We start from the raw sequence: 14,821 nt of genomic DNA on the forward strand, positions 1-14,821 counted from the left end.
CGTGATCGCGCCATTACCGCAGGTCAAATCCCGGACGGCGGGGGCCATTCGGCGCAATCCCACCGGTTCGTCGATCCGCTCGCCCGTACCTGGCGGCATGGCTAGGCTCGGTCGCAGGACGGCCTTTCGACGCGCCTGGTAACAACCGGGGAGAACGCCATTGTCCGAATCACCCTTCAACGCCGGAACGCTCCCGGCCGACGACATCGCCACCGATGCCGAGCAACGACGGCACCGGCTGTTCGCCACGGCGGACCAGCTCCGGCTGGCCGGACGCGGGATGGAGGCGCTGCACGTCCTGGCCGCGGAGATCGCCACGAGTCGCAGCGGCGAGCGCCACCGCGCCCACCTGCTCGGGCGAGTGGCGCAGATCGTGGCACTGGAGCAGCCGACCATCGCCCTCGCCGGTCTGCGGGAGGCGTTGAACCTCCGACTGGACGCCCGCAGCCGCGGCACCCTGCTCGCCCTGACCGCCACGATCGCGGCCCGCACGGGGCATCCGGACACCGATGCCCTACTGCGCGACGCGGGCACCGCGCACGCCGCGTCGGGTGACCAGGCGTCCGCTCGCCAGCTCGCGCTCGGCCGGGCCGCCCGCTCGCTCGCGCACGGTGATCTGCCCGGCGCCCAGGCCGTGCTGGCGGCCCTCGACCCGGACTCCTGGACGGCACGCGCCGACGCCCCGTCCATCCGGGCGGAACGGATCCTCGTGCAGCTCGGTCTGGGCCGCCACCAGGACGCGCGGGCCGCGACCCGCCAGGCGCCCGAGGCGACCGACGCCTCACTCACCGGGCTGACCGCGTTGGACTGCCTGCGCATGGTGGCAGTGGGAGAGCTGCCCGAGGCCGCCGCGCTGGCCGTCACGACGCTCAGCTCCGACTCTGCGGACCTCAGCAGGGAGGTGCGTGCCCTGTTGGTAGCGGTGATCGGCGAGGTCCGCTACCGACGGGGCGAACACGACGACGCCCGTGCCATCCTGCGCGCCTGCCTCGCCGAGGACCGCTGGCCCGACCGTACGATGTGGACGTTCGCGTTCTGTGTGGCGGTGCGCGACCCCGCCCTCAGCGCGCCGGCCGGCCTGCTCACCACTGTCGTCGCCGACCTGCACCGGTCGGTCCGGTCACTTCTGCCCGTGCCGCACTTCGGCCCCCGACTGGTACGCGCGGCGGTGGCGGCCGACGACACCCGGGCCGCCCGGCGGGTCACCGAACTGGTCGAGCTGGTCTCCACTCGTACCCCGGTGCCGCTGTGGCACGCGCTGGCCGACCAGAGCCGAGGGTTGCGCGACGGCGACCCGGACGCCCTCCGGTCGGCGGTGGACCGGCTGCGCACCACCGCCGCGCGGCCGGCGCTGGCCGACGCGTTGCTCGACCTCGCGAACAGCCCTCGGGCGCGATCCGGGGAGGCGCGCGATGCCGCGCACGAGGCTGCTGCCCTCTACGCCCGGATCGGCGCTCCTGGGGACCAGGCGATCGCGGACCGGCGCTGCGCCGATCTCGCCGCCACCCCGCGCCACCGGCCGCCGGTCGACGAGTCGCCAAGCCGGGGCATCGGCGCGCTCACCCCCGCCGAGGAGCGGGTGGCCGAGATGCTCGCCGCCGGCGTCACGAAGAAGGAGGCGGCCAGGAGCCTCTTCGTCTCCTTCCACACCGTGGACACCCAACTCCGCTCCATATACCACAAGCTGGGCATTCACAATCGGATGCAGTTGGTGCGGGCCTGGGAACGGACCAGACGATAATCAGCCGATGACAGCGCCAGCCGACCTGACCCCGCTCGCCGAGGCCGTGGAGTGCGAATTCATGCACTCCTACGAGTCGCAGGCGCCCGGGCCCACGTACACCGATCTCGGGATCGCGACCACCCGCATCGACGGCGGTGTCGCCCTCGCCATGCGCAACGATCCCTCCGGCGGGTACTGGAACAAGGCCCTCGGCTTCGGCACCACCGAGCCGTTCACAGTGCAGACCCTGGATCGCGTGCTCGACTTCTACCGGGAGCACGGCGTCGACCAGGCAGTCCTCCAGCTCGTTCCGTCGGTGCTGCCGGCGGGCTTCGACGAGGTCGCTGCCGCGCGCGGGCTCGAGCCGGGAAGCACCTGGGTCAAGCTCGCCGCCCGACCCGGCGACGTCGCCGCGGCGCAGACCCGTCTGCACGTCGCGCCGGTGCCGGCCGCCGAGGCGCGACGCTGGGCCGACGTGCTGCTCACCGGGTTCGGCATGCCGACCGGTGGGCTCACCGACATGCTGGCCGCGACGGTCGGCCAGCCGGCGTGGCGACCGTACGCCGCCTGGGACGACGGCGAACTGGTCGCGGGCGGCAACCTGTTCCTGCACGGCGAGGCCGCGTCGCTCAACGCCGCCGCGACGGCCACAGGGCACCGCGGGCTCGGGGCGCAGTCGGCGCTGATCGCCGCCCGCGCCCGAGCCGCGGCCGAGGCGGGATGTCGGTGGCTGTTCGCCGAGACCGGCAAGCCCGCGCCCGGTCAGCAGAACCCGTCGCTGAACAACATGCGCCGGGCCGGGCTGGTGCCGCTCTACGAACGCCGCAACTGGGTCTGGCGAGCAGCTTCCTGACCCCGCCCGCCGCTGTCACTTCTCGCTGTCGAGCAGCGCCATCATGGCGGTCGCGTACCGCTGGCCGGAGGCGGCGCCGGCCGGCACGGCACGCTCGATCTCGTCCAGCGCGTCCTGGTCGAGCACCAGGTCGACAGCGGCCAGCGACTCGGTCAGCCGGTCGCGTCGCCGCGCCCCGACCAACGGCACGATCTGTTCGCCCTGTGCCGCCACCCAGGCGATCGCCACCTGGCTGGTGGTCGCCCCCAGCCGCTGCGCGACCCGGCCGAGCGCGTCCACCAGGCGCAGGTTGGCGGCCAGGTGCTCGCCCTGGAACCGTGGGCTGTTGGCCCGGAAGTCCGTGCCGGTCAGCGCACGGTCCGCCGACCAGTGGCCGCTGAGCAGACCTCGGGACAGCACCCCGTAGGCGGTCAACCCGATGCCCAGCTCCCGCAGCGCCGGCAGGATGGTGGCCTCCGGGCCCCGGGAGAGCAGCGAGTACTCGATCTGCACGTCACTGATCGGCGCCACCGCCGCGGCCCTGCGGATGCTGTCCGCGCCCACCTCGGAGAGCCCGATGTGCCGGATGTAGCCGGCCTGCTGCATCTCCAGCAGCGCGCCCACTGTCTCCTCGACCGGCACCTGCGGGTTCAGCCGTGACGGCCGGTAGATGTCGAGGTAGTCGGTGCCCAACCGTCGCAGCGAGTACGCGAGCCGGTCCTTCACCGCCGCCGCCGACACGTCGTACGGTGCCGCCTGGAAGCCGCCGTCGGGTGTCCGGCGTGCGCCGAACTTCACGCTGAGCACCACCTCGTCCCGGCGGCGCTCCCGCAGCACGCGGCCGATCAGCATCTCGTTGTGACCTGACCCGTAGAAGTCCGCGGTGTCGATCAGGTTCACACCGGCGTCGATAGCCGCGTGCAGCGTCGCGACGCTCTCCGCCTCGTCGGCCGGCCCGTACAGGTCGGACATGCCCATCGCGCCGAGCCCGATGATCGACACCTCCGGCCCGGAGGCACCCAACCGTCGCCGTCGTAGACCCGCCATGTCCCTCGTCTCCTCCGGTCGTCGTCGCGGTGCGTCGCGGTGTGCGGGCACCGCTGTGTACGCTGTGTCCATATAACCAGCAAGTAGACAGCGTGTCCATATAACCGGGAGGACCAGTGGCCGAACTCACGCCGGATGCCCAGACGCCAGCACGCCGTGGTCGCGGCCGCCGCCCCACCGATCAGGTACGCGCGGAGATCCTCACGGCCGCCGGTGAACTCCTGCTCGCCGAGGGCATGGCCGGCTTCACCATCGAGAAGGTCGCGGCCCACGCCGGAGCCAGCCGGATGACCATCTACAAGTGGTGGCCCTCCAAGGGAGCGCTCGCCCTGGACGGCTACTTCACAGTCGTCGCGCCCACCCTGGCCTTCGCCGACACCGCCGACATCGTCGCCGACCTGACCAACCAACTCGTCGCCTTCGTCCACCTGGTGCGGGACACCACCGCCGGGCGGGTCATCAGCCAACTCATCGGGCAGGCGCAGACCGACCCGGAACTGGCCGCCGCCTACCGCGAGCGCTACTCCGCACCCCGTCGGGCCCTCGCCGTCGAAACCCTCACCCGGGCCATGGCCCGGGGGCAGCTACGCGCCGACATCGACCCCGAATCCGTCGTCGACCAACTCTGGGGCGCCTGCTACCACCGGCTTCTCATCGCCGACCTGCCGCTCACCGAGGACTTCGCCCGCACCCTGGTCGACAACCTCATCCGCGGACTGCGCTGACCGGCTCACTCGGGCGGCTTGGCCCCCGACTGCTCGCTGACCATGTACGCCGCGTACCAGTCGGGCCAGTTGTCGTCATGCTCGCCCGTACGTTTCTCGTGCTCGCCGTGCGCGGCGGCCGCGCGCCGAAGCGCGCTCGCCAGGTCGCTCGTGGAGCCGAACGACGTGAGGCCGCCCTCGATGCGTCCGGGAAGCCTGGTCGTGATCTCCTGCATCAGCCAGGTGTTGCCGTCCGGGTCGCGCAGCGTGGCGCGCGAGAAGTAGCTGCGTCGCTGCGGGTCCGGCCCGTCGACCGGGCCGTCCGGGCTGACGTGGAAGACGTCGCCGACCTCGACACCGGCGGCGGCGAGGGTGTCGTGGGCCGCCTCGATGTCGGACACGATCAGGTACGCCGTGGCCGAGCCGGGTGCCGCCGACGTGAGCCCGGGGCCGAACTGCACGGAACACGCGGAGCCGTGCGGCGTCAACTGGACGATGCCGGGCGGGGTCTGGTCGAGCCGCCACCCGAGCCGTTCGTAGAACGCCTTCGCCCGGTCGACGTCCGAGACCGGGATGACGACCACCTCAAGTTTGACGTCCAGGCTCTCGATGCGCGACGTCGCACTCGCGTCGCCCTGGGCAACCTTCGGGCTCATCGCCGCCCCCTTCCTGATCATCACGCTACTGCTTGCGCCCCTGTTCGGCGGCGGCTTTCCGGCATCAGCCCGGAGCCATCCTGGTGGCCCTGCGCACCCCAACAGGGCGATCATCGGCCGGCAGCCGCGGACCTTCGCCGAGTTCGTTCGCGATCACCGGGAGCACTTCGCCGGCGTCTGATCCGTCGACAACTCGGCGCGGTGCCCTCCGGCGCGACTCCGCCGGAGGGCCCCGCCGTGCGTGCCCGGCCGGCGCCCCTACAGCTCGGGGTGGCCGAAGAGTCCCGGCAGACCGCCGCTGTGCAGAAAGACGACCCGGTCGCCGTGCGGGAAGCTGCCAGCCAGCAGCGCCGCCATCGCCCGACCGGTGTACGTCGGGTCCAGGAAGACCCCCTCCGTACGCGCGGTCACCTCCAGCGCCGCCCGGACGGCGCCGGTCAGCGTGCGGTACCCCGCACCCACCTGAGTGCCGTCGATCCGCAGCGCGTCCGGTTCGACCTCGCCGCCGAGCAGCCGCGCAGGTGTGCCGGAGCTTGCGGATCTTGTTGCCGCCACCGCCGAGGCCGGTGAGATCGTCACGCTTGAACCAGAGCTCGGCCAGCCCCAGCCGGGCGGCGAGCCGGGGCGCGGCCTCCAACGGCGTCGGCCAGGTACCGAGGGGAACGGGTGTGATCATCCGTGCAGCTAAACACTCCCCGGCCACGCGCGCAGCTTCCTGGCTCTGAGGGCTCTTCCGCCGCTATGCCCGGCGTGCTGCTGCCCGGGGCAGCGGACCGACGTCCGAGTGGCGACCGGGACGCAGCGCGGCGTGCCGCTGCCCGGGACCCGCTCCGTCGCGGGCGGCGAGCGCGTCGGCCACCGCCCCGGTGGCGAACGCGTAGATGGACTTGTGCAACACGTCGATGGCGAGTTCGGGGCGGGGCCAGGTCGGTGGGGGCGCCCCCACGCCGGTGGCGTTCTCCAGGATCTGGTCGTTGGTCAGGCGCACCGCCGTGAACATCGTCGAGGCCCAGGCGCCGCGCAGCCCGGCCTGCGCCATGACGCTGCGCAGCACGCCGACCAGCGCGCCCTGGCCGTAGTGCATCGCCAGGTTCTGCCACCGCGGCTGCTGCCCGGAGGATTCCGGCAGGCCGGTCAACCTGGCCAGAACCCGGGCCGGCACGTAGGAGTCGGGCCGACCGGTCACCCGCTGTTCGATCTTCTCGGCGGCCGTCATCACCGCAGCCCCGGCCAGGCCCGCCACCAGCCCCTGCCCCACCGCTCGCTTCAGCATGGTTCAGCCCTACCCACCGCTCAGGCACCCACACCCGCGACTCGTCACCGGACTTCGCGCCGGACGACTGCCCGGTTGCCACCACCCGGCGTGGCTGCGGCGCCGGTCAGGTCCGGGCGAGACTCACCCTTGAGACTTTCCCACCGCCTGGGCGACCAGGGCCTCCGCGACCTCGCGCACCTTCCGGTTGGTGTCCTGGGAGATCTTCGACAGCAGCGCGAACGCCTCCTCCGACGAACACCGCCGGCCCCCTATGATGATCCCTTTGGCCTGCTCGATCACCGCCCGACTCCGCATCGCCTCCTGCATCTGCGCGGCCACCGTGGCGGCGTTCTCATACAGGTGCGCGTTGGCCAGTGCCACCGCCGCGTACGCGGCGAAGCCCTCCGCGCTGGCGATCGAGGACGGATCGAACGCGTCCGCCGCATCGCTGTAGACGTTGAGCGCACCGACAACCGAGCCTTGGATGGGAAGCCCGATGGAGAGGGAACTCTGCACGCCGGCGGCGCGCGCCCTCTCCGCCCATGCCGGCCAGCGCTCCTCGGTCTCCATGTCCGGCACGGAGATGGTGTCACCGCTGGCGGAGGCATCCAGGCAGGGGCCCCGGTGCTGCTCGTACTGCCACTCGTCCAACTGACGGGCCAGCTCGCCGGTGAATGCCCCGGTCCAACCGACCCGACCCCGCACCAGGGTGACAGTCACTTCCCTCGTCCCGGGAATGCTCCCCTTGGCGAGTTCAGCGACCCGGAGCAGCATGTCGTCAAGGCTGACCTCGTCGAGTCTGACCCGGCCCAGCTCGGCCAACGCGTCGGCGGGATCCATCCTCGGCTGCGTCATCGCAGGGTCGTACCCCTTGAATCACCCACTCACACCATGCCGAAGGTCGGACGCCTCCGCCACGCCGGCTGACCCCCGGTAGCGTCGACGGTCATGGCCACCAACGTCGACGTGCGTCGGGCACTCGCCAGCCTCGCCGATCCACGTCGAGCCGAGGCGTCGAGCCGGTTCCTCCGGATGGTCCCCGGTGGGTACGGCGAGGGCGACCGGGCCCTCGGTGTCTCAGTGCCCGACCAGCGCACTGTGGCCGCCCGGTTCTGGCTCGACCTCTCGCTGGCCGAGACGACGCAGTTGCTCACCGGCGGCGCCCACGAGGAACGGTTGACCGCGCTGCTCATCCTGGTGCGGAAGTTCGTCAAGGGCGACGAGCCGGAACGGGGTCGGATCTTCGACATCGTCCTGGCCAACACCGACCGCATCAACAACTGGGACCTGGTGGACTCGTCCGCGCCGTACATCGTCGGCCCCTGGCTGCTCGACAGGGACCGGAGCGTCCTGGACCGGTTGGCCGCGTCGAGCCTCGTGTGGGAGCGGCGCATCGCCATCATGGCGACCTTCGCCTTCATCAAGGCCGGTGACTTCGAGTGGACCTTCCGACTCGGCGACCGGCTCCTGCACGACCCGCACGACCTCGTTCGCAAGGCGGTGGGCTGGATGTTGCGCGAGGTGGGCAACCGGGACAGAGCGGCGGAGGAGGAGTTCCTCGCCCGCCGCTACCGGGTCATGCCACGGGTCATGCTGCGGTACGCGATCGAGAAGTTCGAACCGCAGCGTCGCCGCGACTACCTGTCCGGCGCCGTCTAGTCGACCGGCTCAGCCGGTGGGATGGGGAAGTTCCGGTTGAAGACGTTGTCCGGGTCGTAGCTGGCCTTGACGGCGCGCAGCCGGCCGAGCGTGGGCTCGGGCCAGGCATCCAGCAGTCGAGCCGGATCGGTGTCGCTCTCGAAGCTGAGATACAGGCCGTCGAGGTGCGGGTACAGCTCGGCCCACAGTTTGTCGAGTTGGGGCCGGCGGTCCGGGACGGTGGCGGCGAGTACCGAGAAGTTCTGCTCCCGGTGCGGGTAGGCGGTCGCGTCGCGGGCGACGTCGTTGACCGCCCCGCCGACGGACCGGACCTGCATGATCATCACGTCGCCGGAATGGAGCATGTGCTCCATGAGGTCGGCCGCCTGCGGTGTGACGTGGTGCAACAGGCCGCTGCGGGTGTCCCTCAGCCCCTGCCCCCGATGCTGGTTGCCCGGCGGTACGACGATCGCCGGGTACGGCACGAGCTGCGCCTGCTGGTCGAGGATCGGCCCGATCTCCAGGAACGGGCTGAGGGCGGACTGCGCCGCCTCGACGTCGTCACCGGCGTAGACGAGGGTGACCTGGGCGGCCGGGGGGTTGCCACGGCGGCCGGGGAAGAGGGAGAGGAAGCTCGTCAACTCCCGTGGCGCGTCCTCGACGAGTTGGCCCCACCGGTGCAGCAGTCGGGCGGTGTCTGTCGCGTCCGCGACGAGTTGGGCGTAGACGACCTTGTCGACCTCGTACGCCTCCAGCTCCAGCGCGGTGACCACACCGAAGTTCCCACCGGCGCCCCGGACGGCCCAGAACAGGTCGGGGTGATGCTCGTCGTCGACGCGGAGCAGACGGCCATCCGCGGTGACGATCTCGGCGGCGACGACGTGGTCGATGGTCAGGCCGTGCTTGCGCGCCAGGTACCCGACGCCGGCGGTGGTGGCGAGACCACCGACGCCCACGTCTCCGTAGTCGCCCGAGCTCATGGCCAGACCGTACGGAGCGAGCGCCTGGGCCACCTCGCCCCAGCGTGCACCCGGCTCCAGTCGCACCCGACGGGTCGCCCGGTCGAGCACCTCGACCCTGTTCATCCTCGACATGTCGATGACGACTCCCCCGTCGTTCGTCGACCGGCCGCTGATGCCGTGCCCGCCGCTGCGCACCGACAGCGGAACATCCTGCGTCCGGGCGTACGACACGGCGTCGACCACCTCGGCGGCGTTGCGCGGACGGATCACCAGGGCCGGCGAGCCGTGCCAGCTGTAGGTGTGGCGTACCCGTTCGTACTCCTGGTCACCGGGCTCGACGGACCTGGTGGCCAGCGACGGCGGCAGCGCGTCGTAGTCGAGGCCGGGGTGCCGCTCGGCCAGCGCGACGGTCGTGCGGACCGGCCCGGTGCCGACCTCACCCCCGATGCGCTCCTTGGCGACCGCCTCCCGCAGCGCGGGCGCGATCTCCTGCCCGAGGGTCTGGATGAGACGTGGGTCGTCGCGCCCGATCAGGAAGGTGCTGAACCCCTCCTCCACGACCAGCGGAAGGAGTTGGTCGACCCACTGCTCGACGGGCCCCTGGAGGAAGCCGCGGCTGCGCGACGAGACGTCGACAGTGAACAGGTTGAGCAGCCGCCGGATCTCCCGGGGGTCGCGGCCCGCGGCGATGGCCGCCTCGTCGATGAGCCGGTTGGCGGTCACCCGGTCCGGAGATCGCAGGTATTCCAGCGTCGGCAGCCAGCCGTTGGCCTTCTGACCGGTCAGGGCCAGCATCTTCGGCTGGTACGCGCCGAGCCAGATGTCGATGTCATGTGCCGGCTTCGGGCCGCGCTGCATGCCGGGTACGGGGTAGTACTCCCCGTCCAGCCGCAGCGGCCCAGTGGCGGTGTCGTCCCAGACGCCGCGAAGGACGTCGATAGCCTCCCGCAGGGCCGCGACTCCCTGCCCCGCTGTCAGCCGACGTGCGCCCATGCCCTCGATCCCGTCCCAGAACGCGCCGGCGCCCAGGCCCAGTTCGAAACGGCCGTGCGACAACCGGTCCAGGCTCGCCGCGGCCCGGGCCAGCACTGCCGGCGGGCGCAGCGGCAGGCTGAGGACGTTCCCGGAGATCCGGAGCCGCTCCGTGCGGGCGGCGACCCAGCTCAGCAGCGTCCAGGTGTCGAGGAACTCCGCGTTGTACGGGTGGTCCTGGAAGGTGACCAGGTCCAGCCCCGCCGCCTCGGTCAACTCGGCCAGCGCCACCACCTGATCCGGGTCGTGCACGCTGGGTATCAGGAACGACCCAAACCGGAGTTCGTGCCCGTAATCCGACATTGCTTCACCATCCACGCGATCGTTTGATCAACCCACGATGTTCTACATCTATCGTTTGTCAGGCAACCTATCTTAGCTGCCAATCATTCCGGGGCTGCCGCGATGTCGGATCATGATCAACGCACCGGCCACTAGCATCGGGACATGTCCGTGACCGACCCGTGCGAGCTGCCGGCCGACCGCGAGCGCGGCTCGAACTTCGGTTGGTCGCTGGGCATGGTGCTGCGCCGCTGGCACGAGCGCGTCGAGGAGTTACTGAAGGACCTGCCGCACGGCAGTCGGGGCTACCACATCCTGGCCGTCGTCGTGCACGAAGATGTGCCCACGCAGGGCGCCCTGGCCGATCGCCTGGCCATCGACCGCAGCGTACTGACCTACGTCATCGACGACCTGGCGAACGCCGGTCTCATCGAGCGCAGACCCGACCCCCAGGACCGGCGGGCCCGACGCGTCGTGGGCACCGAACGCGGACGCCAGACGCTCGCCGAGGCCGAACGGCGGGTCGCCCACGCCGAGGACCACGTGCTGGGCGGGTTACCCGAGGAGCAGCGCGAGGTCTTTCGCGACCTCGCCGCCCGGGCCGCCGAAGCGATCCACGCCGCCGCACCCGCCACGGACCCCTGCGTGGCCGTGCAGAGCGTCCTTCCGCCAGCCGACCAGTCCGGCTGACCGTCCTTACCGCGCGGCGGCGTAGCCACCAGGAACGACCCACAGTGGTGCCGACCGCCGCCGCACGACAGTGTCAGCGCTTGCGGCCCACCCCGCCGAAGGCGTCGATGTCGGCCGGCGTGTCGACCGCGTCGTCCGGCCGCCACTGCGGGCACGGCACGACGCCGGGCTCGACCAGCTCCAGGCCGTCGAAGAAGCCGGCGATCTCGTCGGGAGAGCGCAGGGTGTACGGAGTAGCGCCGCTGTCGTTGTAGTCGTCCTGCGCCTGCTGCATCTCGGCGCTGATCAGGCTCGTGCCGTCGTTCAGCGAGAGGTAACTGCCGCTCGGCAGCGCCGCCACCAACTGCCGGGTGATCGAGCGGGCGGCCTCGTAGTCGGGCACGTGGCCCATAACGCCGCTGAGGATGAGACCGATCGGCTGCGCGAAGTCGAGCGTCTTGCCGGCCTCGGCGATGATCGCGGCCGGGTCGTGCAGATCACCGTCGATGTAGGCCGTCCTGCCCTCGGCCGTGCCCACCAGCAACGCGCGAGCGTGCACCAGCACCAGCGGGTCGCTGTCGACGTAGACGATCCGCGCGTCCGGGACGATCCGTTGGGCCACCTCGTGCGTGTTGTTGGCGGTCGGCAGCCCGGTGCCGACGTCGAGGAACTGACGGATGCCCGCGTCGGCGGTGAGGAACATGATCGAGCGGACCAGGAACTGCCGAGAGGCCCGGGCCACGTCGACGACGCCGGGGAAGACCTGGCGATACTGGTCCCCGGCCTCGCGGTCGACGGCGAAGTTGTCCTTGCCACCGAGCCAGTAGTTCCAGATCCGCGCCGAATGCGGCACCGACGTGTCGATCTTCTGCTGCACGTCGGCCTCACCGGCCTCGTGCCGGCCGGTCGTCGGCGATTCCATGCTCACGACGAATCCCCCATGTCGAACGCGTACGCGACGTCGTCGCGGGCGGCCCGGTCGAGGAAGTGGCCACCCGTGATCGTGCCACGGTATAGAAGGCCGAGGATTCGCACCACACCCGGCCACTCCACAGGAGACCCACACTGCTTGACGCGCCCCGTTCGGCGTACCCACTGTCCGGCCGGTCCCTCCCGCGAGGGAGCGACGTCCCCTGTCAGCGGGGTCCGCCCACCAGGGGACGCCGGCAGGATCGGTTCATGACGACATCGACACGGATCGTCGGGCGGGGCGTCCATGGCCTGACGTACGCAGTGCTCGGCTGGGCCGTGGCATACGGGGGCGTGCGTCTGGCCTGGACGGTCGGCGAGGCTCCGGAGTTCGGGCGGCTCGGGCTGGACCTGCTCGGCTTCACCGGCTGGTGGTCGGTGGCGTTGTGCGCGGCCGCGGGCGGGGTGGCGGTTGCCCTGGACAGGGTGGCGACCTGGCGGCCGACGCTTGCGGGACTCGCCTGGACGGTCGCCGCAGCGCTGGTCGCGGCAGCCGCGATCCTGCTGCCGGAGCTGGTGGGCTTCCTGCTGTTCACCGTCGGCCCGTTCTTCGACCCGCTGGCGTTCGTCAGTCGGCTGACCTGTGCCACCGGAGCGGCACTGCTCGCTCTGGCCACCGCGCGCTATCAGCGGCGCACCCGGGGCGACTGCCCAGCCTGCTGCCGGACGGTCCGACCGGGTACGCGGCGCTCGGCACCCACGCAGTGGGCGCGCTGGGCGGCGTGGGCCACTGTGGGCGGTCTCGTGACCCGCTTCGCGGCCCAGTTCGCGGTGGGGTTCGACCGCGTCGACCAGAGCGCCTCCCTGCTCGGGTTGGAGATCGGCCTGGTGCTGGCAGGAGTGCTGTTGCCACTGGCGCTGGTGTACCACTGGGGTGAGGTCTGGCCGGGGTGGGTGCCGCTGCTCGCCGGGCGCACCATTCCTCGTCTGCTGCTGCTGGTGCCCGGCTTCGGGCTCGGCGCGGGCATCGTGGCCTACTTCGGCATGGGGATGGTGCAGGTGACGTCGGGCTCGCACAGCGAGTTCTCCGACGCGTTCCTGTGGGTGGCGATGTCGGCGTACCTCGTCATGGGGGTGGGCCTGGTGATCGCGTCCACCGACTACCACCTGCGCACTCGCAGGCAGTGCGGCGCCTGCGGCCGGTGACGGCACCACTGCGCCCAGGCCGATTGCATTGACAGGATTCGTTATACGAATTAGCTTTCTGAGTCACCACCTGGGAGCGCTCCCAATTTTTCCGCCGCTCACACCGTCGCTGAATCTCACCGCAGACGAGCCCTCCCGAGGCGTGGAAGCCACCACCACTTCAGGAGGAGTTTCATGAGAAGAAGCAGAGTGACAAACGCCGCCCTGGTGTCGGCCGGCGCCGTCCTGCTGGCGTCGGCGGCGGTCGCCGTGGCGATGCCGGCGGGGGCCGCAGCCGCCGGCTGTTCGGTGAACTACAGCGTGTCGTCGCAGTGGCAGGGCGGCTTCGGCGCCAACGTCACCATCACCAACCTCGGTGACGCGCTGACGAGTTGGACGTTGACCTGGAACTACAACGCCGGTCAGACCGTCACGCAGGCCTGGAACACGACGTTGACGCAGAGCGGCACCGCCGTCACCGCCAAGAACGTCAGCTACAACGGGGCCATCCCGACCAACGGGACCGTCTCGTTCGGTTTCAACGGCTCGTGGACCGGCAGCAACCCCGATCCGACCATCTTCGCGTTGAACGGCGTGGGCTGCACCGGTGGCACCGAGCCAACCCCGCCACCGACGGACCCGCCGCCCACCACCACCCCGCCGCCGACCGGGCCGGCGGACATCACTGTGAACAGCGCGACCAAATACCAGACTGTCGACGGGTTCGGGGCCGCGCAGTCCATCTGGGGTAGCGCCTGGTCGACGACGGACACCCAGACGCTGGTCGGGATGGGTGCCAACCAGCTGGGGCTCTCCATCGTGCGGACCGGCCTGTCGCCGGAATCCAACGAGTGGGCGACGCACGTGAACTCGTTGAAGACCGCGAAGTCGTACGGGTCCAACGTGAAGATCCTCGCCTCGCCCTGGACCGCGCCGGCAGCGTGGAAGACCAACAACAGCCGGGTCAACGGCGGCAAACTGAGGACCGACTACTACGACGACTACGCCAACCATCTGAACAGCTACGTGCAGTACATGCGTGGCCAGGGCGTACCCGTCGATGTCACGTCGGTGCAGAACGAGCCGGACTGGCACCCGGACTACGACTCGATGGACTGGAGCGGCACCGAGCTGCGCACCTTCGTCCGCGACCAGGGCACCAAGGTGCAGAACACCAAGCTGATGGTGGCCGAGGCGGTCAACATGAACTACGGCTACACCGATCCGACCCTCAACGACGCGACCGCCCGCAACAACATCGGCTACGTCGGCGGGCACCTGTACGGCACCGAGGAGTCGGGCCGACTGCGGCCGTACTCCCTGGCGGAGCAGCACAACAAGCCGGTGTGGATGACCGAGTGGAACCTGCACGCCGCCGACGGTGGCGGCTCCAACATCTGGGGCAACCCCGCCAACGCGGCGGTCTGGAACGAGACCCTCGACGACATCATGCGCACCGTGCACAAGTCGATGGAGGCCAACTGGAACGCCTACATCTGGTGGTACGGCAAGCGCTACTACTCCTTCATCGGTGACGGCGAGTCGGCGTTCGGCACCGTCGCGGGCGCTCCGCTCAAGCGCGGGTACGCCTTCTCGCAGTACGCGAAGTACGTCCGCCCCGGCTACCAGCGGGTTGCCCTGACGAAGAGCTCGAAGGCCTCGCCGCTGGAGGTGACCGCCTACCAGGGGGACGGGAAGATCACCCTGGTGATCCTCAACCGCTCGAACAGCGCGGTCAACAACGCCGTGATCCAGGCCCCGCAGAACGTCAGCCGGGCCGAGCACTATCTCACCTCACAGAACGCCAACGCGGCCAGCCAGCCGACCAGCGTGAACGGCGGCCAGGCCACCATCAACGTCGGCGCCCGCAGCATCTCCACGCTCGTCTTCACCCTCTGAACACCTCGTTCGCCCCGAGCACCATCGA

General features: G+C 70.7%; 14 protein-coding genes. 7 read left to right on the forward strand and 7 right to left on the reverse strand.

Going from position 1 to position 14,821, the window contains the following annotated elements:
* The first annotated feature begins 160 nt into the window (after nt 1-160).
* Nucleotides 161-1,741: a helix-turn-helix transcriptional regulator gene (locus tag KBX08_RS05685; protein ID WP_210781486.1), complete on the forward strand. Its 1,581-nt coding sequence runs from the start codon at nt 161-163 to the stop codon at nt 1,739-1,741.
* A gap of 7 nt (nt 1,742-1,748) precedes the next feature.
* Nucleotides 1,749-2,576 (forward strand): GNAT family N-acetyltransferase, encoded by an 828-nt coding sequence (locus tag KBX08_RS05690; RefSeq protein ID WP_210781487.1) that lies wholly within the window; start codon nt 1,749-1,751, stop codon nt 2,574-2,576.
* A 15-nt stretch (nt 2,577-2,591) separates the two neighbouring features.
* Here KBX08_RS05690 and KBX08_RS05695 read toward each other — a convergent pair whose 3' ends face one another.
* Entirely contained in the window at nt 2,592-3,602 is a 1,011-nt protein-coding gene (locus KBX08_RS05695) for an aldo/keto reductase (RefSeq protein WP_238689947.1), read from the reverse strand.
* Nucleotides 3,603-3,718: 116 nt separating this feature from the next.
* On the opposite strand from KBX08_RS05695, the gene KBX08_RS34615 reads away from it, so the two are divergent.
* Entirely contained in the window at nt 3,719-4,327 is a 609-nt protein-coding gene (locus KBX08_RS34615) for a TetR/AcrR family transcriptional regulator (protein ID WP_307850458.1), read from the forward strand.
* Between the two features lie 5 nt (nt 4,328-4,332).
* Here KBX08_RS34615 and KBX08_RS05705 read toward each other — a convergent pair whose 3' ends face one another.
* From KBX08_RS05705 to KBX08_RS05720, 4 genes are all read right to left on the reverse strand, one after another.
* The gene (locus tag KBX08_RS05705; RefSeq protein WP_210781488.1) at nt 4,333-4,962 is read right to left on the reverse strand and encodes a VOC family protein; all 630 of its coding nucleotides are present in this window, start codon (nt 4,960-4,962) and stop codon (nt 4,333-4,335) included.
* Between the two features lie 258 nt (nt 4,963-5,220).
* Nucleotides 5,221-5,541, reverse strand: a complete 321-nt coding sequence (locus KBX08_RS05710; protein WP_210781489.1) for a hypothetical protein — start codon at nt 5,539-5,541, stop codon at nt 5,221-5,223.
* Between the two features lie 160 nt (nt 5,542-5,701).
* Nucleotides 5,702-6,235 (reverse strand): hypothetical protein, encoded by a 534-nt coding sequence (locus tag KBX08_RS05715; protein ID WP_210781490.1) that lies wholly within the window; start codon nt 6,233-6,235, stop codon nt 5,702-5,704.
* 123 nt (nt 6,236-6,358) lie between these two features.
* Nucleotides 6,359-7,072: a GAF and ANTAR domain-containing protein gene (locus KBX08_RS05720; RefSeq protein WP_210781491.1), complete on the reverse strand. Its 714-nt coding sequence runs from the start codon at nt 7,070-7,072 to the stop codon at nt 6,359-6,361.
* 93 nt (nt 7,073-7,165) lie between these two features.
* On the opposite strand from KBX08_RS05720, the gene KBX08_RS05725 reads away from it, so the two are divergent.
* Complete coding sequence (locus tag KBX08_RS05725; protein ID WP_210781492.1) at nt 7,166-7,876, forward strand: DNA alkylation repair protein; 711 nt, start codon at nt 7,166-7,168, stop codon at nt 7,874-7,876.
* On the opposite strand, the gene KBX08_RS05730 is transcribed toward KBX08_RS05725, so the two are convergent.
* The gene (locus KBX08_RS05730) at nt 7,873-10,152 is read right to left on the reverse strand and encodes an LLM class flavin-dependent oxidoreductase (RefSeq protein ID WP_210781493.1); all 2,280 of its coding nucleotides are present in this window, start codon (nt 10,150-10,152) and stop codon (nt 7,873-7,875) included. The genes KBX08_RS05725 and KBX08_RS05730 overlap by 4 nt on opposite strands.
* A 144-nt stretch (nt 10,153-10,296) precedes the next feature.
* On the opposite strand from KBX08_RS05730, the gene KBX08_RS05735 reads away from it, so the two are divergent.
* A complete protein-coding gene (locus KBX08_RS05735) occupies nt 10,297-10,821 on the forward strand; it encodes a MarR family winged helix-turn-helix transcriptional regulator (RefSeq protein ID WP_210781494.1) in 525 nt (174 codons plus the stop codon).
* Between the two features lie 73 nt (nt 10,822-10,894).
* Here KBX08_RS05735 and KBX08_RS05740 read toward each other — a convergent pair whose 3' ends face one another.
* The gene (locus tag KBX08_RS05740) at nt 10,895-11,722 is read right to left on the reverse strand and encodes an SAM-dependent methyltransferase (RefSeq protein ID WP_210781545.1); all 828 of its coding nucleotides are present in this window, start codon (nt 11,720-11,722) and stop codon (nt 10,895-10,897) included.
* 257 nt (nt 11,723-11,979) lie between these two features.
* On the opposite strand from KBX08_RS05740, the gene KBX08_RS05745 reads away from it, so the two are divergent.
* Together KBX08_RS05745 and KBX08_RS05750 are read left to right on the forward strand one after the other, a co-directional pair.
* Nucleotides 11,980-12,915, forward strand: a complete 936-nt coding sequence (locus tag KBX08_RS05745) for a hypothetical protein (RefSeq protein WP_210781495.1) — start codon at nt 11,980-11,982, stop codon at nt 12,913-12,915.
* A 174-nt stretch (nt 12,916-13,089) separates the two neighbouring features.
* Nucleotides 13,090-14,793: a cellulose binding domain-containing protein gene (locus KBX08_RS05750; protein ID WP_210781496.1), complete on the forward strand. Its 1,704-nt coding sequence runs from the start codon at nt 13,090-13,092 to the stop codon at nt 14,791-14,793.
* The last annotated feature ends 28 nt before the right edge of the window (nt 14,794-14,821 follow it).

Source organism: Micromonospora sp. H61, from assembly GCF_018070325.1.
Lineage (GTDB): Bacteria > Actinomycetota > Actinomycetes > Mycobacteriales > Micromonosporaceae > Micromonospora > Micromonospora salmantinae.

Bases quoted from the DNA above. Each gene is read 5' to 3' on its own strand.
- KBX08_RS05695 (WP_238689947.1), bottom strand. From the start codon at position 3,602: ATGGCGGGTCTACGACGGCGACGGTTGGGTGCCTCCGGGCCGGAGGTG.
- KBX08_RS05750 (WP_210781496.1), top strand. From the start codon at position 13,090: ATGAGAAGAAGCAGAGTGACAAACGCCGCCCTGGTGTCGGCCGGCGCC.
- KBX08_RS05745 (WP_210781495.1), top strand. From the start codon at position 11,980: ATGACGACATCGACACGGATCGTCGGGCGGGGCGTCCATGGCCTGACG.
- KBX08_RS05730 (WP_210781493.1), bottom strand. From the start codon at position 10,152: ATGTCGGATTACGGGCACGAACTCCGGTTTGGGTCGTTCCTGATACCC.
- KBX08_RS05705 (WP_210781488.1), bottom strand. From the start codon at position 4,962: ATGAGCCCGAAGGTTGCCCAGGGCGACGCGAGTGCGACGTCGCGCATC.
- KBX08_RS05740 (WP_210781545.1), bottom strand. From the start codon at position 11,722: ATGGAATCGCCGACGACCGGCCGGCACGAGGCCGGTGAGGCCGACGTG.
- KBX08_RS05735 (WP_210781494.1), top strand. From the start codon at position 10,297: ATGTCCGTGACCGACCCGTGCGAGCTGCCGGCCGACCGCGAGCGCGGC.
- KBX08_RS05690 (WP_210781487.1), top strand. From the start codon at position 1,749: ATGACAGCGCCAGCCGACCTGACCCCGCTCGCCGAGGCCGTGGAGTGC.
- KBX08_RS05715 (WP_210781490.1), bottom strand. From the start codon at position 6,235: ATGCTGAAGCGAGCGGTGGGGCAGGGGCTGGTGGCGGGCCTGGCCGGG.
- KBX08_RS05725 (WP_210781492.1), top strand. From the start codon at position 7,166: ATGGCCACCAACGTCGACGTGCGTCGGGCACTCGCCAGCCTCGCCGAT.
- KBX08_RS05720 (WP_210781491.1), bottom strand. From the start codon at position 7,072: ATGACGCAGCCGAGGATGGATCCCGCCGACGCGTTGGCCGAGCTGGGC.